At 69.0% G+C, this 25,286-nt stretch carries 24 protein-coding genes and 2 pseudogenes; 15 read left to right on the top strand and 11 right to left on the bottom strand.

Annotated elements, in window-relative coordinates:
• Positions 1–173: 173 nt before the first annotated feature.
• The 3 genes from ABN273_RS53005 to ABN273_RS52995 are packed head-to-tail and all read left to right on the top strand — an operon-like array spanning position 174 to position 2,820.
• Positions 174–935 (top strand): SDR family NAD(P)-dependent oxidoreductase, encoded by a 762-nt coding sequence (locus tag ABN273_RS53005; protein ID WP_349457353.1) that lies wholly within the window; start codon positions 174–176, stop codon positions 933–935.
• Positions 935–1,846: an SDR family NAD(P)-dependent oxidoreductase gene (locus ABN273_RS53000; protein ID WP_349457352.1), complete on the top strand. Its 912-nt coding sequence runs from the start codon at positions 935–937 to the stop codon at positions 1,844–1,846. The genes ABN273_RS53005 and ABN273_RS53000 overlap by 1 nt, the downstream gene beginning before the upstream one ends.
• Before the next feature lie 38 nt (positions 1,847–1,884).
• Positions 1,885–2,820 carry an alpha/beta hydrolase gene (locus ABN273_RS52995; protein WP_349457351.1) on the top strand — a complete coding sequence of 312 codons (936 nt, stop codon included), beginning with the start codon at positions 1,885–1,887 and terminating at the stop codon, positions 2,818–2,820.
• 401 nt (positions 2,821–3,221) lie between these two features.
• On the opposite strand, the gene ABN273_RS52990 is transcribed toward ABN273_RS52995, so the two are convergent.
• On the bottom strand, positions 3,222–4,196 hold the full coding sequence (locus tag ABN273_RS52990) for an alpha/beta hydrolase (RefSeq protein WP_349457350.1): 975 nt from the start codon (positions 4,194–4,196) through the stop codon (positions 3,222–3,224).
• Positions 4,197–4,446: 250 nt separating this feature from the next.
• Between ABN273_RS52990 and ABN273_RS52985 the strand changes: the two genes are divergently transcribed.
• On the top strand, positions 4,447–4,929 hold the full coding sequence (locus ABN273_RS52985) for a hypothetical protein (protein WP_349457349.1): 483 nt from the start codon (positions 4,447–4,449) through the stop codon (positions 4,927–4,929).
• A 118-nt stretch (positions 4,930–5,047) separates the two neighbouring features.
• Here ABN273_RS52985 and ABN273_RS52980 read toward each other — a convergent pair whose 3' ends face one another.
• Together ABN273_RS52980 and ABN273_RS52975 are read right to left on the bottom strand one after the other, a co-directional pair.
• On the bottom strand, positions 5,048–5,473 hold the full coding sequence (locus tag ABN273_RS52980) for a Tn3 family transposase (protein WP_349457348.1): 426 nt from the start codon (positions 5,471–5,473) through the stop codon (positions 5,048–5,050).
• A gap of 147 nt (positions 5,474–5,620) precedes the next feature.
• Complete coding sequence (locus ABN273_RS52975; RefSeq protein ID WP_349457347.1) at positions 5,621–6,049, bottom strand: ribosomal protein L7/L12; 429 nt, start codon at positions 6,047–6,049, stop codon at positions 5,621–5,623.
• 91 nt (positions 6,050–6,140) lie between these two features.
• Between ABN273_RS52975 and ABN273_RS52970 the strand changes: the two genes are divergently transcribed.
• Both ABN273_RS52970 and ABN273_RS52965 read left to right on the top strand, forming a co-directional pair.
• Positions 6,141–6,242 (top strand): helix-turn-helix domain-containing protein, encoded by a 102-nt coding sequence (locus ABN273_RS52970; RefSeq protein ID WP_349457356.1) that lies wholly within the window; start codon positions 6,141–6,143, stop codon positions 6,240–6,242.
• Between the two features lie 558 nt (positions 6,243–6,800).
• The gene (locus tag ABN273_RS52965; RefSeq protein WP_349457346.1) at positions 6,801–8,108 is read left to right on the top strand and encodes a serine/threonine-protein kinase; all 1,308 of its coding nucleotides are present in this window, start codon (positions 6,801–6,803) and stop codon (positions 8,106–8,108) included.
• 110 nt (positions 8,109–8,218) lie between these two features.
• Here the strand turns inward: ABN273_RS52965 and ABN273_RS52960 are convergent, their stop codons facing one another.
• Both ABN273_RS52960 and ABN273_RS52955 read right to left on the bottom strand, forming a co-directional pair.
• Complete coding sequence (locus ABN273_RS52960; protein ID WP_349457345.1) at positions 8,219–8,692, bottom strand: hypothetical protein; 474 nt, start codon at positions 8,690–8,692, stop codon at positions 8,219–8,221.
• Positions 8,693–8,829: 137 nt separating this feature from the next.
• Complete coding sequence (locus ABN273_RS52955; RefSeq protein WP_349457344.1) at positions 8,830–9,321, bottom strand: hypothetical protein; 492 nt, start codon at positions 9,319–9,321, stop codon at positions 8,830–8,832.
• Between the two features lie 421 nt (positions 9,322–9,742).
• On the opposite strand from ABN273_RS52955, the gene ABN273_RS52950 reads away from it, so the two are divergent.
• From ABN273_RS52950 to ABN273_RS60025, 5 genes and pseudogenes are all read left to right on the top strand, one after another.
• On the top strand, positions 9,743–10,807 hold the full coding sequence (locus tag ABN273_RS52950) for an LLM class flavin-dependent oxidoreductase (protein ID WP_349457343.1): 1,065 nt from the start codon (positions 9,743–9,745) through the stop codon (positions 10,805–10,807).
• Positions 10,808–11,261: 454 nt separating this feature from the next.
• On the top strand, positions 11,262–11,633 hold the full coding sequence (locus ABN273_RS52945; RefSeq protein WP_349457342.1) for a hypothetical protein: 372 nt from the start codon (positions 11,262–11,264) through the stop codon (positions 11,631–11,633).
• Between the two features lie 254 nt (positions 11,634–11,887).
• Positions 11,888–12,235: a YciI family protein gene (locus ABN273_RS52940; protein ID WP_349457341.1), complete on the top strand. Its 348-nt coding sequence runs from the start codon at positions 11,888–11,890 to the stop codon at positions 12,233–12,235.
• Entirely contained in the window at positions 12,232–13,524 is a 1,293-nt protein-coding gene (locus ABN273_RS52935) for an RNA polymerase sigma factor (protein ID WP_349457340.1), read from the top strand. The genes ABN273_RS52940 and ABN273_RS52935 overlap by 4 nt, the downstream gene beginning before the upstream one ends.
• Positions 13,525–14,272: 748 nt before the next feature.
• Positions 14,273–14,605: pseudogene (locus ABN273_RS60025) on the top strand (protein kinase); the annotation flags it as partial.
• On the opposite strand, the gene ABN273_RS52925 reads toward ABN273_RS60025, so the two are convergent.
• Positions 14,582–14,731, bottom strand: a complete 150-nt coding sequence (locus ABN273_RS52925) for a hypothetical protein (protein ID WP_349457355.1) — start codon at positions 14,729–14,731, stop codon at positions 14,582–14,584. The pseudogene ABN273_RS60025 and the gene ABN273_RS52925 sit on opposite strands and share 24 nt — an antisense overlap.
• Here ABN273_RS52925 and ABN273_RS52920 point away from each other — a divergent pair.
• From ABN273_RS52920 to ABN273_RS52905, 4 genes are all read left to right on the top strand, one after another.
• Complete coding sequence (locus ABN273_RS52920; protein WP_349457354.1) at positions 14,721–14,987, top strand: hypothetical protein; 267 nt, start codon at positions 14,721–14,723, stop codon at positions 14,985–14,987. The two genes, ABN273_RS52925 and ABN273_RS52920, sit on opposite strands and share 11 nt — an antisense overlap.
• A 288-nt stretch (positions 14,988–15,275) precedes the next feature.
• Positions 15,276–15,854 carry a PadR family transcriptional regulator gene (locus tag ABN273_RS52915; protein ID WP_349457338.1) on the top strand — a complete coding sequence of 193 codons (579 nt, stop codon included), beginning with the start codon at positions 15,276–15,278 and terminating at the stop codon, positions 15,852–15,854.
• Positions 15,851–16,651: an NAD(P)H-binding protein gene (locus tag ABN273_RS52910; RefSeq protein ID WP_349457337.1), complete on the top strand. Its 801-nt coding sequence runs from the start codon at positions 15,851–15,853 to the stop codon at positions 16,649–16,651. The genes ABN273_RS52915 and ABN273_RS52910 overlap by 4 nt, the downstream gene beginning before the upstream one ends.
• An 8-nt stretch (positions 16,652–16,659) precedes the next feature.
• Complete coding sequence (locus tag ABN273_RS52905; RefSeq protein WP_349457336.1) at positions 16,660–17,127, top strand: hemerythrin domain-containing protein; 468 nt, start codon at positions 16,660–16,662, stop codon at positions 17,125–17,127.
• 218 nt (positions 17,128–17,345) lie between these two features.
• Here ABN273_RS52905 and ABN273_RS52900 read toward each other — a convergent pair.
• The 5 genes and pseudogenes from ABN273_RS52900 to ABN273_RS52880 all read right to left on the bottom strand — a co-directional run.
• Positions 17,346–18,446 (bottom strand): annotated as a pseudogene (locus ABN273_RS52900) (Tn3 family transposase); the annotation flags it as partial.
• Positions 18,447–19,142: 696 nt separating this feature from the next.
• Complete coding sequence (locus ABN273_RS52895) at positions 19,143–20,585, bottom strand: MFS transporter (RefSeq protein WP_349457334.1); 1,443 nt, start codon at positions 20,583–20,585, stop codon at positions 19,143–19,145.
• A complete protein-coding gene (locus ABN273_RS52890; protein WP_349457333.1) occupies positions 20,582–21,820 on the bottom strand; it encodes an MFS transporter in 1,239 nt (412 codons plus the stop codon). Before ABN273_RS52890 ends, ABN273_RS52895 begins: the two co-directional genes overlap by 4 nt.
• A complete protein-coding gene (locus ABN273_RS52885; protein WP_349457332.1) occupies positions 21,817–23,544 on the bottom strand; it encodes an ABC transporter ATP-binding protein in 1,728 nt (575 codons plus the stop codon). The genes ABN273_RS52890 and ABN273_RS52885 overlap by 4 nt, the downstream gene beginning before the upstream one ends.
• Positions 23,541–25,256, bottom strand: coding sequence for an ABC transporter ATP-binding protein (locus ABN273_RS52880; protein WP_349457331.1), 1,716 nt, complete (start codon positions 25,254–25,256; stop codon positions 23,541–23,543). The genes ABN273_RS52885 and ABN273_RS52880 overlap by 4 nt, the downstream gene beginning before the upstream one ends.
• Between the last annotated feature and the right edge of the window lie 30 nt (positions 25,257–25,286).

The raw sequence follows: 25,286 nt of genomic DNA, 5'->3' as shown, positions 1-25,286 counted from the left end.
TGGCACGCGTGGAACTGCAGGTCGCGCTGCCCAGCCTGCTGCGCAGGCTGCCGGGCCTGCGCCTGGCCGTACCGCTGGAAGAAGTCAAGTTCCGGCACGACATGTCCGCCTACGGCGTCCACGAACTACCGGTCGCCTGGTGACCAGCCGCTACCCGTAGGGAGTCAGAACCGATGGATGCACTGAACGGCAAGGCCGTCGTCGTCTCGGATGCCGGCACAGCCCTGGGGCGAGCCATCGCCATCCAGGCAGCGCAAGCAGGGGCCGGAGTCGTCGCGAACAGGCTCGCACCCGACGTCGCCGCCCAGATCGAAGAGGCAGGCGGGACCCTCATCTGCGCTGAGGAGGATGTCGCCACGACAGCCGGCGCGGAACGGCTCATTCAGGCGGCCGTGGATCGCCTGGGCGGCGTGGATCTCCTGGTGAACACGCCCCGCCCCCTTCACGATGCGCCCTTCGCCGGCATGTCGGAGGAGACCTGGGACGCCGTCGTCAACGGCCACCTTCGCGCGCTCTTCACCTGCACCAAGGCGGCGACCACGCGCATGTGCGACAAGAGGTCAGGCCGCATCGTCAACCTCGCCTCCGAGGAGGGCCTGCAGGGGGCCGTCGGCCAGGCCAATTTCGTGGCGGCGCAGGCCGGGATCGCCGGATTCACCCGCGTGGTCTGCCGAGACGTCGGCAGGTACGGGGTCACGGTCAACATGATCGTCACGCCGCGGCACCCGCAACCCGCGGACGAGGAAACGGCCGCGGCACTGGCCGTATACCTCGGTGGCGACACGGCGGCCACCGTCAACGGCCAGCACTTCCTGGTCCAGGGCCGGACCATCTCGATCCTGACCCACCCTGTCCCAGGGGATGCACTGTTCCATCCGGGGATGTGGCCGTTGCCGGAGTTGTCACCCCTGATGCCGACACTGGCGAGGGCGTAATGGGCGACCTACTCAACGGAAAAGTAGCCGCGATCACCGGCGCCGGACGTGGTATCGGCCGATCGATCGCGCTAGGGCTGGCCGGCCAAGGCGCGCGTGTCGTCGTGAACGACCTAGGCGTCGACCCCGAGGGTGCGGGCATGGACGCCGGCCCCGCCAGCCAGGTCGTCCAGGAAATCCTGGAGCGGGGCGGGTCCGCGGTCCCGGACACCGGCGACATCGCCACCATGGACGGCGGACAGGCCCTCATCACGACGGCCGTGGACACCTTCGGCCGCCTCGACATCCTCGTCAACGTCGCCGGCATCTTCCGCCACAACATGATTTTCGACATGCCTGAACAGGATTGGGACGCCGTCCTCGACGTGCACCTGAAGGGCCATTTCGGCTGCATCCAAGCAGCACTTCCCCATATGCGCGAGCAGGGATCCGGCAGGATCATCAATTTCTCATCCGGGGTGGCGACGCACGGGCGTGCCACAGCTGCCAACTACGGCACGGCCAAAGCCGCCGTCATCGGCCTCACCCGAGCACTCGCCCGGGAACTGGCGGGCGACGGCATCACGTCAAACGCCATTGCTCCTGCCGCCGAGACGCGGGTGACTCTCGGCTACGGTCGCCGCGTCAACGAAATGCGCGACAAATTCGGGGCCGAGCAGACCGGCGGCAAAGCCCACGCCCTACCCGACCCGGAACTCATCGTGCCGGCCATCATCTACCTGTGCACAGACGAAGCCGCGCAGATCAACGGTGAGGTGTTTCACCTGATGGGGGGCCTGGTGCAACGGGCCTTCCCGGAACGGCCCTACCGTTCCATCACCAAGGGCGGCGCATGGACCGTGGCCGATCTCGAAAGGGCGCTCCAGCCCGGCCTGCTCTCTGACATCCAGAACCCAGCACCAGCCACGTAGACACGGCCCGTCCAGCGCAGAATCTCGATGGAGGAAAGATGTCCCTTCTTGGTACGCCACGGGTCGCCGCCACCGTGGCGCTGGCGATGCAGGGGCTGGCCACGGTCGCCTCCGGCCTGTCCACCCGGCGCAAGGCAGTCATGTTCCCGGAGATCCCTGGAAACACCAGGAACATCACGATTCCGACGTCCATCGCGCCCGCGTGTGCGGTCGTCTACCGTCCGCCTGGCCAGGATCCGTGCCCGCCCGTCTACGTCAACTTCCACGGCGGCGGGTTCGTCATGCGTGGAGTGCAACTCGACGACGCGCTGTGCCGATACCTGGCCGCCGAGGCCGGTGTCGTCGTCGTGAACGTCGACTACGCCGTCGCGCCGCAGAACCGCTTTCCGGCACCGCCCCGCCAGGCCTTCGAGGCCGTCCGCTGGGTGGCCGCACACGGAACGGAGCATGGGTGGGACGGCACCCGACTGACGGTCGGCGGCCAGAGCGCCGGCGGCGCACTGGCCGCGGCGGTGGCCCGCCAGGCATTGGAGCAGGGCGGGCCGAAGATCGCCCTGCAGGTCCTGCACTATCCGCCGCTGGACCTGGTCACGCCAGGCAAGGACAAGCGCTCGGTCATCGCCAAGCCGATGCTGCGTCCGTGGATGGGTGAAGTCTTCGACAACGCCTACGCACCGGACCCGGACCTGCGTGCCCACCACCTGGCCTCGCCCGCCCACCCGGGCGACATCGCGGACCTGACCGGGATCGCCCCCGCGCTCGTCATCACCCCCGAATTCGACCTCCTCCACGCCGAAGGCGAGCGATACGCACAGCGGCTCCGCAAAGCCGGCGCGCTCGCCGAGCACTTCGACGTCCCACAAGCCGATCACGCATACGACATGAAAGACGCCGACAAGGCCCGCCAGAGCTACGCCCTGATCGTCCGTCACCTCAGGCAGGCCACACAATCCTGCGTTCCTGGGAAGGAGTAACCCAGCCCCGCAGACACGCTCTCCCTCGGTCTCATGTGGGTGTGTCCAGTTAACGGCTCTCGTAGCACTGATGAGACCGCAATCCGTGACGTACGACCGCGAAGGAGCGGAGCATGAGCAACAGTGGCCTGAAAGACAGCAGCGTCATCGTGACCGGCGCCGGATCGGGTATCGGGCGGGCCACCGCTCTGCGCTTCCGGGTGTGAGATCGCGCCGGCCAGCCGGGACAGCAGCCCTCGTTTGAGGGCGCCGATCAGGCCCGCGCAAGTGCGCTTTGTTGTCGTCGACGTCGCCGGAGTAGGTGCCGGCGCTCCAGGGTGCGCAGCAGGATCAGGCCCCAGACGGTCAACAGTTCCAGGTGGTTGGCCAAGAGGATGCAGGCGCCGGCACGCCGGGAGCCGTCACCCAGCGAGGGTGTCCCGGAGGAACTCGGCGATCTCCGCTCGGGCGGCCTTCGCCTGCGGCACCACGCCCGGCATGCTGAGGAACGCGTGCGTCGCTCCGGGATATTCGGTGAGCCGCGCGGGCGTCCCGGCCGCTCGCAGTCGTTCGGCGTAACAGCGGCCGTGATCGGCCACCGGGTCAATGGTGGGCACCACCACGAGCGCTGGGGCCAGTCCGCTCAGGTCGTCGGCGTACAGCGGCGACATGGCACGCGGATCCGTTCCAGGCGGCACGGCGAACCGGAGGAGCAGCCGCATCTGCGTCACGGTGAGGGTCGGGCTGTGGGCATGCTGGCTGATCGAGACGTGGTCGAACCCCGTCGAGGTCAGGTCGACAGCGGGGTTGACCAGCACCTGCGCCCGGAGGATGAGGCCGGAGCTTCTGGCCCGGATCGCGGCCAGGGCGGTGACCATCGAGCCGGTGCTCTCACCGAACACGGCGATACGCGCCGGGTCGATTCCCCACTGTGCGGCGTGCTGCACCACGTGCCGCAGTACGTCCCAGCCGTCGTCGACAGCTGCGGACAGCGGAGTCTTCGGGCCGAGGAGGCGGTGCTCGACCGAGACGACGACTGCGGGCAGCTGCGCGGCGAGGTGGCTGTTCACCCAGTCGCTCTGCACCGCCGTGCCCACGAATCCGCCTCCGTGTACGTGGAGCACGAGCGGCAGGTTGTCGTGTCCGGGTGACGGCCGGTACATCCGGACCTGGAGCGTGCGGTCGGGCAGCGCCACCTCCTGCCACCGGATTGCGGCGCCGCGGTCCGGAAACCCGGTGATCAGCCGCGCCAGACGGGATGCCCGCTTGCGGTTCTCTGCGTCTTGGAAGGCGATCAGTTCCTCCTCCGTCATCGCCGACCAGTCCGGCTCCTTTCCCAGGGCGCGCAGCAACCTGATGCCCAGCGGTGGCCGCTCCGTATTGGTGACCTCGCTCATGTGTCCTCCTCAGCCCAGCAGTTTCGCTACCCAAAGTATCGATACCAACAGTAGCGTAACGGGTTGTCGTGTGGGCATGACCGGGGTCTTGGGACTATCCGGCCGGAATTGAACGATAAGCCTCCGCCGCAGGTCAGGCAGGGTTGCGAAGGGGTGTGTGGATGGGGCGCCCACGGGTCTGTCCTATCTGTAGGTCGTCGGCTGGATACGACCGGTACGATCAGGAAAAGATCACAAGCTGGCGCACTGGTTGAGCGACAGCGTGGCCGCCGATGGTGAGGATGAGACCGGTGGGGCGGCTGCGCCGCCTCCGTTCGAGCCGGTGCGGGTGGTGCCGACTCGGCCGGATGGCTGGCCGGACTGGCTCGGCCGCAGGCCGATCAGTTCGGTCGACCAGGACAGGATCTTGAAGGATCTGAGTGCCGATCAGGAAGAGTTGGACGCTGTCAAGCGACGGGACGGCCTGCGCCTCGCACCGCTGTTCTCGTCGGTGACGATCGAAGGGTTCGGCGGGCAGGGTGATCCACGGAAAGTGGCCCGGCTGCGAGCCGCCATCAACGCGGCGTGCCGGGTCGCGGCGGGGGATCGGCGGACCAGTTGTCACGCGACCGGTGAGCGCATCACGATTGGGATCGCGGGGCCGGACGCGCGTGAGCGGATCGCGGTGCTGCGCCGGCAGCTTGCCAAGATCGGCGGTAGCCGCGGCTGGACGATCAACGAAGATCTGAACTGACCCAGTTCTCACGGTGAGTGAGGGTGGTGACTGTGTGTGGATCGCGGAAATGATCGTTATCGAGACGCGAGCAGTCGATCTTGCCGCTTCCGCGATGCCCCAGGTCGGTCCTCAAAAGCTACGCGTGTCCGAGGCCGGTGGTGCGGCCGTCGGCCGTCATCACCTTGATCAGATCGTAGGCGCGGACCTTGTTGGTAACCAACGATCCGGCGACCTGGAGCATTTGCGGCCACCGCTGCTTGATCAAAGCGATGTTGACCCGGCGCAGGTTCAGCTCGGTCAACCGTCCGTACCCGGCGGCCGCCGGGGTGGTGCGCTTGTCGGCCGCTCCGACGTCGGCGGGGTCGACCCACCACTGCTGAGCGTCGCCGATGTCGGCGATCCGGGGCGCGAACTGGTAGCCGCAGATCGCGAACAAACCGAACACAATGTCGGAATACGACGCCGTATCCGTCGTCAGGACCTCCGGCTGCTCCTTGGCGTCCAGCCGGTGCAGAGCGTCCAGGATGAACAGCGAGTGCACTTTCGCTGGCCGAATGCGCACAGGGCCGACAGGGGAAAGCAGAGATCCGGATCACCAAAAACACCAGCGTGAGGGCTCCCACCCGGGTCTGCGGCGATGGCGGTGCCCTGCCGGCGGGTAACGCTACGGTGCAGGCAAGCTGTGCCGTTTCATATATTTTGTCGGAATTCAGAGGGCGTCGAGGAAGCGGAGTGCCTCGTCCTCGGTCATGCCGGTTTCGCCGCGCACCAGGTGAACGGCCTGTTCGCTGCGTCCGGCCTCCTTGAGCTGCCGAACCCGGGCAGCCAGGTCGGCCTGGGGTGCAGCTGCAGGTGCGGTCGGCGGGCGGTGCAATGCCGGATGGTTGATGGGACGTCCCACGGCCAGGCCGTCCACCGCGTCTTTGGCCTCTTTGAGACCCATACCGGTGTGCTGGCGCAGCAGCTTGATCGCGTAAATGCGTTTGCCCTGGGCGACCAGGCTGCGTAGCTGGTGGTCCAGCTCATCCGGCGGCAGGAAGACAGGTGGCCGGCTGCCTCGGGCGCTCGCCCTGACGATCGCCACCACGATGACGGCGATGACGGTGAGGCCGATGAGCATCTCCGGGAAACCGATCACGACTCGATCCTAGACCGGCACGTCGTCCGCCGCAGCAGGTCAAGCCGCTTATCCCACCCCTCTCTGCGAGCCCACCGTCATCCAGCCGCGGGTGGGATTGGCGGCCGCGGACGCGGCGGCGACCGTGCTGGGCATCTCGCGGCGTCAGGTGTACGTGCTGTTGTGCCGGTGGCGCGCGAGCGAGGGCGTCTGAGCGTTTTGACCAACCTGGTCATCGCGTGGACGACCGTACGGCCGGCCGGGACGTTCCCGGCGAGTTGCCGGCCCACATCTCCCCGGCCCACAGCGAGAACATCAGCTTCTTCGGCGTGATCACCGTGGACGTCGAAGCCGACTCGCCAAGCTGGACGGCGGCGGCTGGCGGCCGCTGCGCCCGGCCGTCACGGACACGGCTGTGTTGTGATCGGGAGGGGTGTCCTCCCGATCACAACGGCTGGGCCTTACGCACGTGAATCTCGAGGTCAGCGGTCGTCTTCGTGGTCACGTACCTCGCCATCACGGGCATCCTTGTCGCAGCCTCGGTCCTTGTCCCCGGCCGACGGGGCCCGGCGGTCGAAGTCATCTTCAGCGGTGTCACTGCCCGGGTTCCTTGTCAGGAATGGCCCCACAAACTCGCCGGGCGCGGGGTGGCTTGCTGCTGACGCCAATTGGTAGTCAGTGAGATGATCTCAACCCGTCGACAAGAGATGCCCGTTGCCGTGAGGGGTGGGTGTCGCCCTTGGAACCGCTGAGGCAGGAGGGTTCGCGCCAGATGGCGGACGGACGGGTGGTGGCGGGCCGGTACCGGTTGACCGATCTGCTGGGCAGGGGCGGGATGGGAGCGGTCTGGCGCGCCCATGACGAGCAGCTCAAGCGCGAGGTGGCGGCCAAGGAACTGGATCTGCCCGAGCAGTTGGACGGCGCCCAGCGGCAGGAGTGGATCGCCCGGCTGGATCGCGAGGCACGCGCCGCCGCCCGGCTCAAGCACCCGGGCATCGTCACCGTGCACGACCGCGTCACCGGTGATGACGGACGCCCCTGGATCATCATGGAACTGGTGCGCGGGCGCTCCCTGCAGGACCTGCTGACGGCCCAGGGATCGCTGCCGCCCCGCCAGGTCGCGCAGATCGGGCTACAGGTGCTGGACGCCCTGAGCGCGGCTCATCAGGCGGGCGGCACTCCCGTCTACATGTCGCCCGAGCAGGTGCTCGGGCAGAAGGTCACGGCCGTCTCCGACCTGTGGTCGCTCGGTGCGACGCTGTACACCGCGGTGGAAGGACACCCCCCGTTCCAGGGGGCGAGCACCGGGGCGATCTTTGTCGCCATCGTCACCGGAGACCCCGCTCCACCCGCGCACGCCGGCCCCCTGGAACCGGTGCTCAAGGCGCTCCTGCACCGTGACCCGTCGCAACGCCCAACAGCCCAGCATCTGCACGCCCAGTTCGCCCGGCTCGTCCAGGACCGAACGCCCACGGGATCGAGCACCCTCTCGCTAACGTCCGCGCCGCCACCGGCAGAGCCGCTCATTGCGCAGCCGCCTGCGCCGCCCGCACAGCAGCCCGGTCCGTCCCGGCGCCCGGCCCGCTCACGCAAGAAAGTCGTCCGCCTCGTTCTCACCGCGGCGGCCGCCGCCCTGGCACTCATCCTCACGGCGACCGTGGCGGTGCCCGCGATCGAGGAAATGCAGGAGAACGCGCGCTATGAGGAGAACATGAACACGATTGCGGAGATGGGGAGGCTCCCGGGCGAGTCAACCGACATGTACAACGCGGGGAGCGGCAAAGTGAATGTGACGTCCGTCCTGTGCGAGAAAACCTTCACCTCCCTGGCCGACAGATGCGACCTGGACGGCCAGGTCACCGCGGCCGTCAATTGGTTCCAGGCGCAGCCCGGCGTACGGTCCGTGATCTTGAACGACTCCAGGGAGAAGTGCATCCTGACGGGCTTCGATGGTGGCTGCGAGCTCTCAGTCCTCACGCAGAGCCCACTGAGGATCACCAATGTCAAGATCCGTAACGAGGGCGGCAGCACCGAGAGCGTGAAGAGAGACCAGCTCACTCTCATGTTCACCGTCGGCTGACGGGGTCCAGGTACTCCCACCGATGACGGCGAAGGCCCCGGGCCAGCGGCTCAGGCCTGGCCCGCGGGTCGACCCCGCGGCCGGGTGGCGGCCGGCAGGCCTGGCGGCGCTCACGCTCGCGCTGCAGCCCGGGCATCGGACGGGTGGGGTCGTCGGCCCGGGCGGCCGCCGCACGCTGGCTTCGGGCGTGCTCGACGCGATCGCCGCGCAGGGTGGCGGCGTAGGCGGCAAGAGCACGCTGCAGCAACGGGATGGCGGCCAGGCGCGACAGGGGGGTGCGCGGCCTTCTTCGGATCGACCAGCCGCTCGCCGGTGCCCGGGTGGCAGCCGTCCAGCAGCGCCCGGGCGGCCTTGTGATGCTCGGTGGTCAACGGCAGGCCCGCCGCGATCCCTTCCTCCGCCAATCCCAGCTCGGCAAGGCCGTCCCCGATCCACGTCAGGCCGCGCCCCTTGTCCTGCTCGGCCATCGCCGGCGCGGCGTCGCCGTCGGCCAGCCGGTAGTTCACCCGATCGCAGCCCGCACCCTCGCTCAGCCGGTAGTCGATCTGCGTCTGGTCCGGATCGAGCACCGTCGTCCACGCCACCCAGACCGCCCCCGACCACTGTCCGTTCCGGCCGAACCCAGCCAGCGGGCAGCACGTCGAGCTGCGAGTTGAAGGGTAAGTCCGAACAACGGCTACCGATCTTGTTCATCCTTGCATGGCACTTTCGGGGCGGGTTCTCACTGCTGGGAGGTTTCCGACGGGGGAGGAGGAACCGGCTCGCCTGCCGGCGTGTAGCTCAGAGTACGGACCTGCTGAGCTTGGTCGAAGAGTCGCTTCAGATCCGCATGGAGAGCTGAAACATCACCGGAGCGGCTGCTGATGCGGGCCAGCTTCACCTCATAGATCAGGCCCCGCCAGGCGTTGCGGCGACGGGCTGCGTGCGCTCCTCGCCCAGCACAGTCCAGGAAGCGAGTCGCAGCAGCTAACGCGGCCGATGCGATGGCCAGGAACGCGGCAGGAACCCTGCCGTCTGCGGAGGTCAGGCCAACTGCACCGGAGACTGCGGCCAGAACCACGGCGGGCAGCCCGAGCACGAGGTCGGCGTAATACCAGACCTTCGCGTAGCGAGCCTGCTGTCTGAGTTGGCGTTCCGCGTGCGCCTGGAGCTCGTCAAGCTCGCTCCGCATAATGCGTAACTGGCCGCCCGTCTCTCCCGTGGTCTCTGACATGTTAGTCATGGTGGGGCATCTAGATCAGGCCGTACAGGGACCCCGCCACGGCTCACCACGCATCCACCAGATGCAGGGTTACTCCGAACGTTTCGCGAGCGGTGGCAAGGTGGGTCCGGACGATGCAAGGTTCACCCGGACCAGACAACCACGCCCCTTGACCTGCGGCTGTCTTGCTCCTCGTATGGCGTCAGCCATACCTGGGTTCTTTTGATCTTGACCTTGAGAAACATCGTGACACTGCTGGGTTATGGGTGGCTGCCGGTTGCAGGTGAAGCTGTCGGATTCCGCCTTCGATGCCGTCGGACGACACTCGCAGCCACTCGGCGCCGACTGTGCAATCGACTTCAGCGTGCTCGGTCCACCGTCTGATGTCAGGCTGAGTACGTTCGATTCGATCCTTTGTCCCTTGGAGGTTTTGATGCGTGCAGGCGTCGTGGTCACCGCAAGCCCCGGTGTTGAGGATCTCGCCGTACAGGCCGAGGAGTTGGGCCTGGATAGTTTCTGGGTCTACGACACCCCGATGGTCCACGGCGACCCCTTTGTCGCCCTGGGACTGTGTGCGAAGGTCACCAGCCGCATCAGGCTCGGCATCGGCGTGACCTCACCGGCGCTGCGCTCGGCCCCGGCCGCCGCCAGCGGGTTCGCCAGCCTCAACGCCCTGGCGCCGGGCCGGATCATCTGCGGGGTCGGCACCGGGAACACCGCCCGGCGCACGCTGGGCATGCGGCCGACCACGGCGGCCGCGTTGGAGAGCTTCACCGCCGCACTGCAGGACCTGTGCGCCGGACGCACCATCGAGTACCGCGAGGGTGACCGGGTCAGCGACGTCCGGTTCCTGCACACCGAGGGGCACGTGAACACGGCCAACCCGATCGAGTTCGTCGTGGCCGCGCTAGGATCGAAGGCCGCCGCTGTCGCCGGCCGCCGCGGCACCGGCCTGATCTCCTTCGGCCTGCTGGACCCCACCGCCTGGCAGGCACTGCACGACGCCCGCCGCCACGCCGCTCATGGCACACCGCGCGACCCCGACTCCCGCACGGACTCCTACCTGGTCACCGCGCTGCATATCCTCGACGAGGACGAGGATCCCCACGGCGACGCGGCCCGGGACGCGACCGGCCACCTCGTCCTGTCGCTGCTGGCCTTCGCCGCCGATACCGCCGCCGAGGCACGTGCCTTCGCCGAGCAACTCGGCCCCGAGGAACGCGAGGCGGTGCGGCGGCTTCTCGACCGGCGCGGCACCACCGCCACCGCACCCGACCGACACACCAAGCTCTACCCCAACTACCTCGGACGCATCGCGCCGGAGGATCGGGACCTGATCCTGCCCTCGCTGATGAACACCCTGGCCCTGGTCGGTACCCGCGACGACCTCCGCGCCCGCATCACCACCCTGGAACAGGCCGGTATCGACGAACTGCTCATCCAGCCGGTGATCGACCCACCCACCGAGATGGCCCAGTTCGCGAAACTCCTCACCTGAGCGGACCCGTCGGCCGGGCGCACGCGGTTCACCGGCAACAAGACCTGAACAACTTCAGCCGAAACCGTTCGGCTCAATATGACGGGCCGCAGGCCAGCACGTGTTCCTCCCGCCAACCTCATTCGGAAGGGGCAGCCGGTGTCTGGTCCGCGCGAACCTTGCCACGTTCGGACCTACTCGGTGGCCGTCGAGTTCGCTCGGTTCCTGGGCCTGCCGGTCACCCGTTCGGCCAACCTCACCGACGTGGTCAACGCGGTCTGCGTCACCGCCGTCCGCCTTCACGTTGAGCTGGTCCCGGTCGATGAAATCCACCACATCTCCCTGGCCACCCGCGCCGGCGCCGAGGTGTCCGACCAGCTGAAGTACTTCGCTGAGCGCCTGCCCGCCACGTTTGTCTACGCCGGCGTCGACGTCGAACGCACAGGCCTGTTCGCCGGACCCCGCGGCCGGGACGTTGACCGCACTGCCCGACTACCTGCACCGGCGCACCAGCGGCATGATCGGCAGCCTGTCACACCTCATCCGCGGCGCGGCGATCGACGCCATCCTCGACGGCAGCGAAAAGATGACCAGAGCCCATCTGGACGCCATCCGCCTCGACCACGCAGCCGAAGCCCGCCCCGCCGACGCGCACCGCGAAACGGGCACGCTAGAGGGAGGCCAGGGCATGAGGCCGCTCTTGCGGCGGGTTGAAGCTGTCGGCGTTCGCGTGTTGTTGTCGGTGTTCGGGTTGAGTTGTCGGATTCCGCCCTCGGCTCCGATCCTGGTGTTCCGCTGGCGCACATTTCGGCGACCACGCGGGCAGCCTGATGGGCGCGTGCTGTGATCAGGCGGCCGATGCAGGCAGTTCGGTCTTGGGCCAGGCCGCCAGCACTATCAGGGTGAAAGGTGATCGGGCGGCCCCAGCCGGGGACGTCTTCAGCTGAATGCCGCCGGCGGGGTGCTCGCCGTGCCTCCCGGCACGCGGGTGCCGGAGCTGGACCGGGCATCTGACGAAAAGTTCGCGTACGGTCTGTCGAATCCGCGTCGCCCGTCCGACGTAGAGGCGTACCGACCAGACACACAGCCAAGGAGTCCATCATGGCCCAGTACGCGATCCTCATCTTCGACAACGCCGAGGCCGGCGACTACACGCCAGAGCAGCAGGCGGCGAGCAAGCGGCACGCCGACGACCTCATCGAGTCCGGCGCCATGATCACGGCGTATGCGCTGCAGTCCGCCGACACCGCCACCTCGCTGCGCGGCGACGTGGTCACCGACGGCCCCTTCATCGACTCCAAGGAAGTCATCGCCGGCGTTTGCATCATCGAGGCCCCCGACCTGGACGCCGCCCTGGAACTGGCGCGTCGTAACCCCGCCGTCCAGTGGGGGCGCGGCGGTGTCGAGGTGCGGCCTGTCGCGGGCAGTGTCGCGCCCATCGCCCGATGACGGCTGCGACGGACGCAGGACAGGCGGTCGCTGATGCGCACCGGCGCGAGTGGGCCTTCGTGCTCGCGGCGACGGTGCGCGTCGCGCAGGACCTGGACCTGGCCGAGGAGTGCGTACAGGAGGCGTACGCCGCGGCGCTGTCGGCCTGGGAACGCGGCGGGATCCCGGGCAACCCCGCGGCGTGGCTCACCACCGCGGCCAAGCGTCGGGCGATGGACGCCATTCGCCGCGAGCGGACGTTCCGCGCGAAGCTGCCGCTGCTGGTGGAACCCGAAGAGGCCGTTGACGAGCGTGCCTTGGACGAGCTGGACAAACCGGATGAGGGGCAGGCCATGGACCCGGAGGATGTCATCCCCGATGAGTGGCTGCGGCTCATCTTCACCTGCTGCCATCCCGCGCTCGCGCAGGAGGCGCAACTCGCGCTGACGCTTCGGCTGGTGTGCGGGCTGCCGACACCGGACGTTGCCCGGGCGCTGCTGGTGTCGGAACAGACGATGGCCGCCCGCATCACCCGAGCGAAGAAAAAGATCTCCGCCGCCCGCATCCCCTACCGGGTGCCGCGCCCGGCGGAACTGCCGGATCGGCTCACGGCCGTGCTCGGCGTGCTCCACCTGCTGTTCGCCGCCGGGCACACGGCCCCATCCGGCCCCACGCTCATGCGCACCGACCTGGCCGACCGCGCGCTGCACCTGGCCCGCACGCTGCGGGACCTCATGCCCGACGAGCCCGAGGTCCGCGGGCTGCTGGCGCTGCTCCTGGTCACCGACGCCCGGCGCGCCACCCGGACCGGCGCCGGCGGTCGGCTGCTGCGGCTTGAGGAGCAGGACCGCTCGCTGTGGGACCGCGGCGCGCTGGCCGAGGCGCACGAGTTGATCATGGCCGGGCTGCGCGGTGGCCGCGCGGGGCGTTACCTGCTACAGGCGTCGATCGCCTCGCTGTATGCCGAGGCGCCGACGTATGAGGAGACGGACTGGCCGCAGATCGTGGCACTCTACGACAGGCTGCTGTCGCTCTGGCCCTCGCCGGTGGTCGCGCTGAACCGGACCGTGCCGGTGTCCATGGCCCAAGGACCGGCGGTCGCGCTGGCGCAGGTCGAGGCGCTGGAGCAGGACGGCCGGCTCTCCCGGTACCAGTACCTGCCGGCGATCAAGGCGGAGCTGCTGCAGCGACTCGGGCGTACGGACGAGGCAGCGGCCGCGTACCGACAGGCGCTGGAGCTGACCGGCAACGAGGCTGAGCGGGAATACCTGGCCGGGCGCCTCACCGGCCAGGAGGCCGGCCCTGCGTAAGGGATCATGTACTGCGCAGGCGCCCCGGCCCGGCCCCGCCCACTCTGCTGAGCACCGCCGAGTACGCCCGGCTGCCCGCCATCGAGCGCGACGCCTACGACGAAGCCCGGCTCGACCATCATGCGCGGCTGCTGGTGGTGGCCACCTCCGTCGTTCGCCACACGGTGACCTGCAAGCGACGCCTGGTGCTGCTCAACCGGCACGGGATCAGCGCCCGCCGCCACGGCCCGCCGCTTCACCGCAGCGATCGGCTGGCGGCTTGGCGACCCCTTCTACCAGCCGCGCGGTGAGCGCGACCCGATCGCCCACTGGATTGAGCAGGACTGCTGGAGGCCGCCCAGCCCGCCCCTGACCACGTTCGCCGACGCTCCAGGGCATCGCCGGCCTGGCCACCTGGACACGACTGTCACCCGGGCCAACCGCGAGCGCCACGTTTTGTGGTTCTTCCGCAAACGGCGTCCCGGTCAGGTGATCCTGCACCATCGCACGGTCCCCCCTGTCGTCGTTCGCGAGTGGAGCATCCGGATGGAACAGTTCGCCGGCGCTGTCTGGCAGAGCCAGCGCACGGCAAGACCGATTCAGAGCGGCGACCTGGTTTGCGACGGAATCGGGCGACTCTGAGCGTCCCTGCAGTGCGGGATGTACGTATGCGTGGTACCTACGGCCCGGCGGCTCGGGATCGCATCAAGGACGACGACGCCCATGCCGATGACTATTCTGATCACCGTCATTCAGGGCAAGAGGGCGGATGATCATGACATCGGCGCAGCCTGGTTACATGGTCGGCGGACGTTACCGGCTGATCGCCGTACTGGGATCCGGCGGGTTCGGGCGGGTCTGGCGCGCCCACGACCAGGTCCTGGACGTCGACGTGGCCATCAAGGAACTGCAGCTGCTGCCCGGCATGTCGCAGGCGGAGCAGGACAAGCGCCTGGAGCGCACCGCACGTGAAGCCCGCAACGCCGTCCAGTTGCGGGCACACGTGAACATCGTGGCCATCCACGACATCGTCACCGACGGCCTGCCCTGGATCGTGATGGAGCTGATCGACGGCCAATCACTGCACGAGCACCTCGACACGCAGGGACCGCTGCCGGTGGAGCGCGCCGTGCAGCTCGCCGCGGGGCTGCTGGCAGCGCTGGGGCGCGGCGCACCAGGCCGGCATCGTGCACCGCGACATCAAGCCGGCCAACGTCATGCTCTCCACGGATGGCAGGGTGCTGCTCACCGACTTCGGGATCGCGGTCCACACCACCGGCCCATTTGGCGAAGGAGGCGACGGCGGCGCGCTTGCGCTTGCGGGTGGCCGGCGACAGGTCGACGAGCTCGGCCAGGTAGGTGCGGATCGGCGCGGCGGTCAGCTCGGCGATCTCCCTCTCCGTGGTGGGCGGCGAAGGCGATCAGGTCGCCGCGGTAGGCGCGCCGGGTGTGGATGGAGGCGCCGGCGTTGGCCAGATCGGTGAGGAAGTCGTCGAGGTGCCGGGCGAGCGGGTGGCCGCGTCCGAGTTGCTCGGCGATGACCGGATCCACCGTGTCGACCTCCCTGATCCGCAAGGTTGCCAGATAACCGGGAAACGAAGCGTGCGTGCCGGGCGGCGGCCGTCCAGCTCCTGCCCGGTGCGTGATCGCTATCTTGCCAGATAACAACAGTTATCCCGCGACTCCTCAGAGGGAGGCGTACCTGACCAACGATCCCGCGCTTGAACTACTCGCGTTTGACTAGTCGAAGCTACTCGTGTTTGAGTAGCCGGGTGAGTGACGCACGCATGTTCGTGCTCGGCGCCCTGCTGCGCGGTCCGATGCACGGCCATCAGATCCGCCGGCAGGCGCAACTGGACCGCACCGAGCTGTGGACCGACATCAAGGTGGGCTCGCTGTACGGGGCCTTGCACCGGCTGGTCGCCGAGGGCGCGATCGAGGTGGTCCGCACCGAGCGGGCGGCGGGTCCGGCGCGGACGGTGTACGCGCTCACGTCGGCCGGGCGTGAGGAGTTCATCGCGCTGCGCGACCGGACGCTGCGCGAGGTCCGGCTGCGGCCTGACCCGGTGGATCTCGCGCTGCACTACGCCGACGATCTCGCCGAAGAGGACCTGCGGGCACTGATCGGCGACCGGCGCGATGCGCTGATCGCCCGGCTGACGGCCTGGCGGCACCAGCGCGAGCAGGCCGAGCCGTACCTGCGGGGGCTGGAGCCGATGACCTTCGATCACACCACGGCGCGCCTACGGGCCGAGATCGCCTGGCACGAGAGCCTGCTGGAGCAGCTACCAAAACTGCTTGCCGCGAGCGACCGCGGCCAAGCGCCGACAGCGGAAGGACGGCAAGAATGATTCTGGTGACCGGAGCGACCGGTCTGGTGGGGCGGCACCTCGTCACCACGCTGCGGAGGGACGGCGCGGAGGTGCGCACCCTCAGCCGCCGTCCCGAGACCGCGGACCTGCCGCATGGCGTGCAGGTGGTCGGCGGCGAGCTGGGCGAGCCGGCGTCGCTGGCGCCGGCGTTGACCGGCGTGGAAGCGGTGTACCTGTTCTCCGCCGGGCGGGCGGCCGGCGGGTTCGCCGCGTCCGCCGTACGCGCCGGGGTCAAGCGGGTCGTGGTGGTCTCCGGGCTCGACGACGACCCCGCCGACGTGGAGCGGCCGCTCACCGACACTGGGCTGGAATGGACCCATCTGCGGCCCAACGCGTACGCCTCCAACGCACTGCGGCACTGGGGCGACATGATCCGATACCAGGGCGCGGTCCGTGCCCCGTACCCGGACGCGGCGACCGCTCCCGTCCACGAGGCAGACCTCGCCGCCGTCGCCGCGATTGTGCTCAGGGGCGGACACGCGGGTCGGCGATATTCGCTCACCGGGCCGCAGTCGCTGACCTTCCGCGAGCAGGTCGACATCCTCGCCCGTGCGCTGGGTCGTGAACTCGCCTTCGTCGAGGAGACGCCGGACCAGGCCCGCGAGCGGATGGCCCGCAACGGCATGCCCGGCTCCATCATCGACGAACTCCTGGCCATGTGGGCTGCCACCGCCGGAGTGCCCGCCACCGTGTCGCCCACCGTCGAGCAGCTCACTGGGCTCCCCGCCCGGGGTTTCGCGCAGTGGGCCGACGAGCACGCCCACGACTTCCGCTGAGCACCGTCATGCTGCGCAACCGCATCTTCGCCTGGCACCGGGAGTTGCAGAACGTCCACCACCGCCTGGAAAAGGCGCTGGAGGACGCCCGCAGGGCCATCCGCTCCGGCGAACGCGCCCAGAGCCTCAAACCCGAACTCCGCGACTTCTGCTACACCTTCTGCTCCGCCCTGGGCAGCCATCACCGCAGCGAGGACAGCGACTTCTTCCCTGCCCTGCTGCAGCACATGCCCGAGCTCGAGCCCACGATCGCCCGCCTGGGGCGCGAGCACGAGGTCCTCGCGCGCCTCCTTGCCGACTTCCAGCTGAGCCTCGACGATCCGCAATCATCACCGCAGCAGCTCTTCCGGCAGATCAACGACATCAAGGCCGCGATGAAGGCTCACTTCGGCTTCGAGGAAGGCTCCCTGAACCAGGCACTTCATGCTCTTGATGTTCCAGAGAGCGACAGGAACCGTATGTTCGGCGACGTCTGACTGATGGCCTCTTTATGCCAGCCCAGGGCTCCGCGGCCGCTGTCTCATCACGGCGTGTTCGCCAGAGCATCTGGCCGAACTGCAGGCGCAGTACGGCCGGCAGGCCGACGGGCACGAGTTACCGTACCCGGGCGACCTGGCCATGGCCCCCTGCCACGGCCAGGTCAGGGGCATATTCGCTGGAAATTTCGCCATTGCTATCGCCGGAGCGGCGCGCTTTACGCCTCTGGTGGCGAAGGCGGCCCGCTCAGGTCTAGGCGGCGCTCGGGGCTCAGCTGCACCGTCCCGTACGGGGTCATGTTCGTGGTGAACAGCGGGGTCAGGCCGCGCCGGTCGACGTCGGTGAGCACGTCGGCCCATTCCGGCTCGGCAATGGTGTCTTGAATCATCAAGGTGTTGATGTACCCGAGGCAGCTCTGCAAGATCATTAAGCAGAGCATGGCCAGTTCCTGCTCCTCGCGCCTATTCGAGGCAAGCTCCCCGCGCTTGCCGAAGCGGATGTAGTCGTTGACCCCGTTGTAGTTCTCCACCACATTCAGCCCGGACTCGGTCTCGTGCTGCAGATCCCTGTCACGGAGCCAGCGAGATAGAAAGATCGTTCGTTGGGCGCAGCCAACCTTCAGCATGGCCGAGTAGGCCGGGTGGGTGGTCTCGCCCTGGAAGCGCCGCAGCAGCGCTTCGGTGGAGGCGGTGCCCTGCCGGATCGCGGTGGCATACTTGATCATCAGGTCGTAGTTGTTCTCGATGATCTCGGGTCGGATCGGCCGGGTCAGCGCCGGGCGCAGCAGCGGGTAGGCGTAGCGGTCGCCCTTGCCCGGCAGGTACAGCTTCATCACGTTGATCTGCTTGAAGCGGGCGACCAGGTCGAAGTTCAGCAAGCGGGTGATGCCGAACCCGATGAGGCTGGCTCCGTGGGAGTCCACATAGTTGGTCTCCACGTTCATGTTCGTCGCGTGGCGCATCGCGCCCTCGACCATGGCGTGCACCTCCGAAGCCGAGCAGGTCAGGTGCTGGCTGTAGATGGCCATCGCTCCCGCGGTCTCGACCGTCCAGTAGATCAGCACGCCCCGTTTGGCGCGCTTGTACCGCGAGTGGTACTCGGTGAAGATGTTCTGGTCGTAGGCGGAGAAGTGGGTGGAGTCGGAGGCCACCGCGGTGGTGCCCTCACCCCACAGGGCGCTTTGCCGGGCGGCGAAGGTGGCGTTGGCGATGGTCTTGGCCACCTGCCGTGCCCCGGGCACCGACAGGAACCAGCGGCGGCAGTAGCGCAGGTCCTCCTCGCTGTAGTGGTGTTCGCCGGCTGCTACGGACCGGATCCCGGCGCAGCCCACGGAGTTCCTTTGTGTACACAGTCGAACGTCGTTCGCGATCGTTTTACGCTAAGGCGGGGCGGTTACAGGCCTCTGGTGTGCTTGGCCATGAGGTCGGCCAGCCGGTCCTGCGGGGTGCGTTCCGGCTGGTCCGGGGTGTCGGCGGTGCGCGGTGCCGGTGGCGCGGGCCTGCTGCGCGACTGGGCGCGTGGGGCCGGGCGTGCCTGGTGGCTGGCTGCGGGAACCGTCGTCGTGCTTGGCGACGAGGGTGGTCAGCCGGTTGTGCAGGGGGGCGGACCACGGTGGCGGGCCGGCGGTCGGCCGGGGGCTGTGCGGCGTCGGCGGTGCGTGCCGCTGCGATGGCGCGGGCCTGCTTCGCGAGCTCTGCCCGGCGGGCGGCGTTGGCGGCGGCGAGCACCCCTACTCCGATGCGGTGGTCGAATTGCGCTCAAAGGGCCGCGAGGTGCCCGTTGAGCTGCTGTCGCACATCTCGCCCTGCCACAGCGACACGTCAACTTCTTCGGCGTCATCAACGTCGACGTCGAAGCCGAGCTGGCCAAGCTCGACACGGCGGCTGGCGGCCGTTGCGGCCCACTCAGTTGGCCGAGCTGGGACTGACGCCCTGAACTTCGCCGCGAGTGCCCCAAGCGTTGTCACGCTTGGGGCTGGTAGGGCAATTGTTCGCCAATAGCCTTATGGAACGCGTCAGAGCTGGAGCTGGTCCTGTTCGGCGGTAGCTGGTCTGCGTGGATGCGGGCTCGCTGGAGGCCGAATTCTCTGGAGGGCTAGGAGCAATGCCCCGGCGAGTACGGCGGCACCGGCGGTGAGCATGACGTCGCGCATGCCGGTGCCGTACAGGCCTCGAAAGGATGTTTCGTCTGCCTCGGTGAGGCGGTGGGAGAGAATCGTGCCGAGCACGGCTATCCCCAGAGCGCTGCCTGCTTGGCGTGCGGTGTTCACGGTGGCGGAGGCGACGCCGGATCTTTGGCGAGGGACCAGTTGCAGGGTGGCGGCGACGGCCGGCGTGATCGCCAACCCTTGGCCTACGCCGTTGAGCGCGAAGAGGACCGCCGTTAGCAGGTAAGGGTGACCGCCGCCGATAGTGGCCAGTGCCAGCAGGCTGCCTCCGGTGAGGGCGTAGCCGATGAGCATGGGCAGACGAGGGCCGTGGGTGGCGGTCAGTCGTCCGGCCAGGGCTGAGGCCGGCATGATGGCGACGGTCATGGGGACCAGCAGGAGCCCGGTGACCAGAGCGGTGTGCCCCTGCGCCTGCTGGAAGTACAGCGACAGCAGGATGAAGGCGCCGTTGGCGCCGAAGCCGAGCAGGACCGAGGCGGTGTTCACGGTCGCGAATCGGATGTCGGCGAAGAGCCTGACCGGCAGCATGGGTTTGGCCTGGCGCCACTCGACGACGGCGAAGGCGACGGCCGAGACTGCGGCCGACCCCAGCAACGTGATCGTTGTCAGCGATCCCCAGCCATTGGCGCGGGTCTCGATGATGGCGTAGATGAGGATCCCCAGGGTGAGGATGCCCAAGACCTGACCCGCCGGGTCGAGCGAGGCGTGCTCGGGGTCGGCGCTTTCTGCGATGGTCCGGCTGCCGAGCAGGATGACGGCCACTCCGATCGGCAGGTTGATCAAGAAGATCGCCGGCCATCCGAACCCGTCCACGAGCAGGCCACCGATGATCGGCCCGGCCAGGACGGCGGCGCTGGCGCACATGCCCCAGTAGCCGAGCAGGTGGGCTCGCCGGGCCGGGTCGGGTTCGGTCTGCCCGATGATCGACAGCGTGCCGGGCACGAGCAGGGCGGCGGCGACTCCTTGCAGGCCGCGCCCGGCGACCAGGACGGCCAGGGTTGGCGCCAGCGCGCAGGCGAGGGATCCGGCCAGAAAGAGTGCCATGCCGATGAGGAACCAGCGTTTCCTGCCGCAGCGGTCTCCCAGTGAGCCGCCGGACAGCATGCAGGCCGCCAGGCAGATGGAGAAGGCGTCGACGATCCATTGGCTGCCGGTGATGGTCGTGTCGAGGTCCGTCTGCATGGCCGGGAGGGCGACGGCGACGATGGTGAGGTCGAGCAGGGCGATGAAGGTGGCGGAGAATGTCGCGATGAGCGTTCCCCGGCGTCGGTTCTTGGTGGTCAAGGTCATCCCGTCTGTGAGGTGACGTTCGGACAGTGAGTGGGGGAGTGCCGCCTGGCCCAGAGGGCGGCGCAAGTGGTTCCGGCGAGCGAGAGGAGTACGGATGCGGCAATGAGTGGCGGGTATCCGGCGATGGCGGCGAGCGTGAGGCCGCCGGCGCTGGCCAGCATGCGCAGCACGCCGAGGACGGAGATCTGCATGGTGACATCGGTGGCTGCGGTCGCGGGCCGGGCCAGGTCCATCGCGATCGTGTAGATCCACGTGGCCATGGCCGAGTAGGCGATCGCGACCGCCATGACGGCTGCGCCGGCCAGCAGCGAAGGCCCTGCTCCGGTGGCGAGGGGTAGCAGGCCCGCCAGCGCGATGGCGGAGCAGCCGGCGATGACGATCAGGGGACGGCGGCGGCCCCATCGCGTGATCAGCGCGCCGGTCAGGAGGCCGGCGGCGGTTCCGGCGAGTGGGGCCAGCGTGTACTGGACGAGGGCGATCCGCGCCATCTCCCATCCGGCGGCCAGGAGCATCGCCGACTGCACCGCGGTGGCCAGGTACAGGCCAAGGGCCAGGAACGGGACAACCAGCAGGATCCACGCCGCCGTCCTGCGCGAGCGGAACGGCCCGGCCAGCGCCCGCCACGAAACGCCCTGGTCACGCGGTGGCGACGTCGGTTCGGCGAAACGGGCGAGCGCGGCGAGCGGGACGCCGAACACCGCCGCCAGCACGACCAGCGTCACTGCCCACCCCGCAGATGCATACAGCAGCAGGGCGCCGCCCGAGCCGATGAGGATGGACAGGCCGGCGGCGCCGACCTGGATCCCGTTGGCGAGGCCACGCTCTTCTGCCGGCAGCAGACGCACCGACAGGCCGTTGACGGCGGTGTCGTGGAATGCGGAGATCACCAGTACCACGGTGGTCGCGGTCAGGACGACGGGCAGATCCGCCACCGGGTCCAGCGTGGCCAGGGCGAGCAGGCAGGCGATCAGCGTGAGCTGAGTGCCGATCAGCCAGCCCCGGTAGTGGCCCCACTTGGCCACGCCGTACCGGTCCACCACGGGCCCGATGAGGAAGCGCCCGAAGTAGACCACGCCGAGCAGATTGATCAGTGCGACGTCCTGCAGGGAAGTCCCCTTGCCGAGCAGGATCGTGCCGAGTGCGGCGAAGAAGAAGGAGTAGCCGATGTCGGACACCAGGAACAGCGATCCGATCACCGTGAGCCGGTGCCGCTGGGTGATGCCCTCGACGGTCACGGTGCGTCCAATTGGCCGGCCGTCAGCTGGCGGTAGGCCGCCGATCCGGCGACCAGTTCGTCGTGGGTGCCGCCGGCCACGACGACGCCACCATCGAGCAGGACGACGCGGTCGGTTCGTCGGATGGTCGAGATCCGGTGGGCGATGATGAGCGTCGTGCGGGTTCCGCGGGTGGCCGCCAGGCCGTCGTGCACGGCGCGCTCGGTTTCGGTGTCGAGGCTGGAGACCGCCTCGTCGAGGACGAGAACGGGTGCGCTGGTCAGCAGCGCCCTCGCGATGGCGATGCGCTGGCGTTGCCCGCCGGACAGGGACGCTCCCCGCTCACCGCAGAGCGTCCGGTAGCCCTGCGGCAACGCGGTGATGAAGTCGTGTGCGCCGGCGAAGCGGGCGGCCCGCTCGACCTCGGGGTGCGTGGCGTCGGGGCGGCCCAGCTTGATGTTGCCCGCGATCGTGTCGTGGAAGAGGTGGACGTCTTGCGGGACGACGGTGACGGTGGTGCGCAGCTCGCTCGTGGACAGGTTGCGCACGTCGACGCCGCCGATGGTGACGGCTCCGGCGGAGACGTCCCAGAAGCGCAGCAGCAGGTTGGCGAGGGTCGTCTTGCCCGTGCCCGAGGCTCCGACGAGCGCCACGGTCTCGCCGGCCCGTATCTGGAACGACACGTCGCGGAGCACCTCGTGTGCGCTGCCCGGGTAGCCGAAGCGGACCTGGTCGAAGACCACGGCCGGGAGCGCGTCGCGTACCGGCTCGGGCGCTTCCGGCTCCCGCACGTGCGGCGGATAGCCGATGATGGCCAGGACGCGGCCCGCGGCGGCGCGGACGTCGCCGAGCGTGCGGGCGGTCGCGGAGACGGTCGCGATGGGCGCCAGCGCCGACACGCCCAGAACGATCAAGACAGGAATCCAGCGTGGCTCCACCGCCCCCGCGACCACCCTGAAGGTGAGCGCGAGCAGGCCGAGTCCCAGCAGCAGCTCCGAGACGACCAGTTCGAGGCCGGCGCGCCGGGCATAGGCGCGGCGGCGCACGCGCAGCTCGTGGGTACGTTCGATCACCCGGTCGGTGGCGTCGCGGCCACGTCGCGCGAGCGCCAGCTCCCGCAGCCCCTGGATGACATCGACGGTCTCACTGGCGACGTCCCCGGCCGCCTCCCGTACGGCACGCCCCTGTTCGCCCGCGCGCCGTGACGGCGCCACCGGCACCACGGCGACCAGCAGCATCATGACGGCGATCACGGCCGCACTGGGCACGTCGATCGACGCGACGACCGCGACCGAGGCCAGCGAGACCGCGACGGCGCCGACGTAGTCGCCGGCCGTGTGGGCGAAGAACATCTCCGTGGCCGACACGTCGTTCTTGGCGATGTCGGCCAGCTCCCCGGTCCTGCGGCCGAGCAGCCTGCCCGGGGTGGCCCTTTCCAGGCCGTCGAACAGCCGCAGCCGCAGCACTTTGAGCAGCCGGTAAGCCCAGTCGTGCCCGATGTGCATCTGCCACCATCCGGCCACCCCCGCGACCAGTACCGCAAGGGTGATCTGGGAGGTCAGGGGCTCTGCCCGGCCGGTGAGCAGCCCGCCGAGCTGGTAGGCGGTCAAGGCGGGCAGTAGCACCACCATGCCGTAGTTGACCAGCCCGGAGGCGATGACCAGGGAGAAGACGAGAGGACGTGAGGCCAGGTAAGGCAGCAGCCGCCACAGCGGCCGGTCGACGGACGTGGGAGGCGTTGTCATAGTGCGGCTCCTGCCTGGACGAGACGGTGATAGGTGCCGGTACGGCCGAGCAGCTGCTCGTGCGAACCCCGTTCCACGACGCGTCCGCGCTCCAGGACGACGATCTCGTCGGCGGCCCGCACGGTGGCCAGGCGATGGACCACGATCAGCACGGCCCGGTTCCTGCGCAGCCGCTCGACGGCGGCGTGTACCGCGCGCTCGGTCTGCCCGTCGAGGGCCGCGGTGGCCTCGTCGAGGATCAGGACCGGGGCGTCCTGCAGCAGGGCCCGCGCGATCGCCACGCGCTGCCGCTGGCCGCCGGACAGGCGGCTGCCGCGCTCGGACACCTGGGTGTCGTAGCCGTCGGGCATGGCGGCGATGTCGGCCGCCAGCCCGGCGGCCTCGGCGGCGGCGGCGATTTGTTCCCGCGTGGCGTCGGGGCGGGCCAGGGCGATGTTCTCACCGATGGTGCCGGGGAACAGGTGCGTGTCCTGGCTGACCACCGCGATGGTGCGCCACCACTGCTCCAGCGGCAGCTCTCGCAGGTCGTGCCCGTCGACGGTGACCCGGCCCGCGGCCGGGTCGACCAGCCTGGCCAGCAGCGAGACGACCGTGCTCTTGCCGGAGCCGGACGGCCCGACGAGTGCGACTGTACGCCCCGGTTCGAGGGTGAGGCCGACGCCGGAGATTGCGTCCTCGTCACGGCCGGGGTAGCGGAAGGAAACCTCCTCCAGTGCCACCACGGGGGTGGCGCCCAGGGAAACCGGCTGGCGGCTTTCGTCACGGACCGTCGGCTCCTCGGCGAGGAAGGCGTCCAGCTTGGCCACTGCCGCCTGAGCGCTGAAGGTCGCGTGCAGGTATTTGCCGGCCTCCTCGACAGGTACGAACGCGACCAGCACGACGAGCAGCACCGTCAGTGCCGCCGGCCCGGAGACTCGCCCGTCCGCGGCGAGGTATCCGGCACGCACCACCACCACCGCTCCCGCGCCGAGGCTGGCCCAGCGGCTGGCCAGAATCTGCGTGAACAGCACACCGAGGGTCCGCATGCTCGCGACGCGCACGGTCTCCGCCTGGACCGCCAGTCCCTGTCTCACTCTCGGCGCGGCGTCGAAGGATTTGGCCGTGGCCATTCCCTGGACCGCTTCGACGAAGCCGGCGTCCATGGCGTACAGGTCGGTGAACACCTGGTCGTGGCCCTTGCGGCCGATCGCGTTCCAGATCGGCCCCGCGACCTGCATGACCACCAGCGCCGCCGCGACCAGGACCCCGCCGAGCGGGTCTGTCACTCCTACGACGGCCGCGGCGAGAAGAGGGCCGATCCAGGACAGTAACCGGGCAGGGCGGGCCCTGGCCACCAGCGTCTCGATCGCGGCGGCGCTCTCCACGAGCGTCGCAGCGACATCGCCGGTCCGCCGTGTCGCCGTGTACGCGGGGCCGAGTGTCAGCACGTGATCGAGCAGTCGGCGACGCACCGTCATGGTGACCCGGTGCCCGATGGACTCGGCGTTCGACTCGCTCGCCCACAGCAGCAGCGAGCGGAGCACCACCATGCCCGCCGCGACGCCCAGGCCCCACAGCCCCGCCTCCCAGCGCCGGCCAGCCAGCGGCGCCGCGACCAGGACCGCGACTCCGTAAGCCTGGATCAATCGGGTGATCACGACGCCGCCGCCCAGGGCGACGCTGCCCGCCAGCGGCCCCCGTACGGTCGATATGACCTCCTTGAGCACGCTCATGCTCCCTCCACATGCAAGTGACTGACGGTC

It is taken from the genome of Nonomuraea sp. B19D2 (genome assembly GCF_040137845.1).
GTDB lineage: Bacteria > Actinomycetota > Actinomycetes > Streptosporangiales > Streptosporangiaceae > Nonomuraea.
Note: the sequence above shows the minus strand (reverse complement) of the source record. Positions and strands in the feature narration are given on the sequence as shown.

What these genes read in the sequence shown, in the direction of transcription:
- ABN273_RS53005 (WP_349457353.1), top strand. Translation starts at nt 174, where the DNA reads ATGGATGCACTGAACGGCAAGGCCGTCGTCGTCTCGGATGCCGGCACA.
- ABN273_RS53000 (WP_349457352.1), top strand. Translation starts at nt 935, where the DNA reads ATGGGCGACCTACTCAACGGAAAAGTAGCCGCGATCACCGGCGCCGGA.
- ABN273_RS52995 (WP_349457351.1), top strand. Translation starts at nt 1,885, where the DNA reads ATGTCCCTTCTTGGTACGCCACGGGTCGCCGCCACCGTGGCGCTGGCG.
- ABN273_RS52990 (WP_349457350.1), bottom strand. Translation starts at nt 4,196, where the DNA reads ATGAGCGAGGTCACCAATACGGAGCGGCCACCGCTGGGCATCAGGTTG.
- ABN273_RS52965 (WP_349457346.1), top strand. Translation starts at nt 6,801, where the DNA reads ATGGCGGACGGACGGGTGGTGGCGGGCCGGTACCGGTTGACCGATCTG.
- ABN273_RS52955 (WP_349457344.1), bottom strand. Translation starts at nt 9,321, where the DNA reads ATGTCAGAGACCACGGGAGAGACGGGCGGCCAGTTACGCATTATGCGG.
- ABN273_RS52950 (WP_349457343.1), top strand. Translation starts at nt 9,743, where the DNA reads ATGCGTGCAGGCGTCGTGGTCACCGCAAGCCCCGGTGTTGAGGATCTC.
- ABN273_RS52940 (WP_349457341.1), top strand. Translation starts at nt 11,888, where the DNA reads ATGGCCCAGTACGCGATCCTCATCTTCGACAACGCCGAGGCCGGCGAC.
- ABN273_RS52935 (WP_349457340.1), top strand. Translation starts at nt 12,232, where the DNA reads ATGACGGCTGCGACGGACGCAGGACAGGCGGTCGCTGATGCGCACCGG.
- ABN273_RS52920 (WP_349457354.1), top strand. Translation starts at nt 14,721, where the DNA reads ATGCTCTCCACGGATGGCAGGGTGCTGCTCACCGACTTCGGGATCGCG.
- ABN273_RS52910 (WP_349457337.1), top strand. Translation starts at nt 15,851, where the DNA reads ATGATTCTGGTGACCGGAGCGACCGGTCTGGTGGGGCGGCACCTCGTC.
- ABN273_RS52905 (WP_349457336.1), top strand. Translation starts at nt 16,660, where the DNA reads ATGCTGCGCAACCGCATCTTCGCCTGGCACCGGGAGTTGCAGAACGTC.
- ABN273_RS52895 (WP_349457334.1), bottom strand. Translation starts at nt 20,585, where the DNA reads ATGACCTTGACCACCAAGAACCGACGCCGGGGAACGCTCATCGCGACA.
- ABN273_RS52885 (WP_349457332.1), bottom strand. Translation starts at nt 23,544, where the DNA reads ATGACAACGCCTCCCACGTCCGTCGACCGGCCGCTGTGGCGGCTGCTG.
- ABN273_RS52880 (WP_349457331.1), bottom strand. Translation starts at nt 25,256, where the DNA reads ATGAGCGTGCTCAAGGAGGTCATATCGACCGTACGGGGGCCGCTGGCG.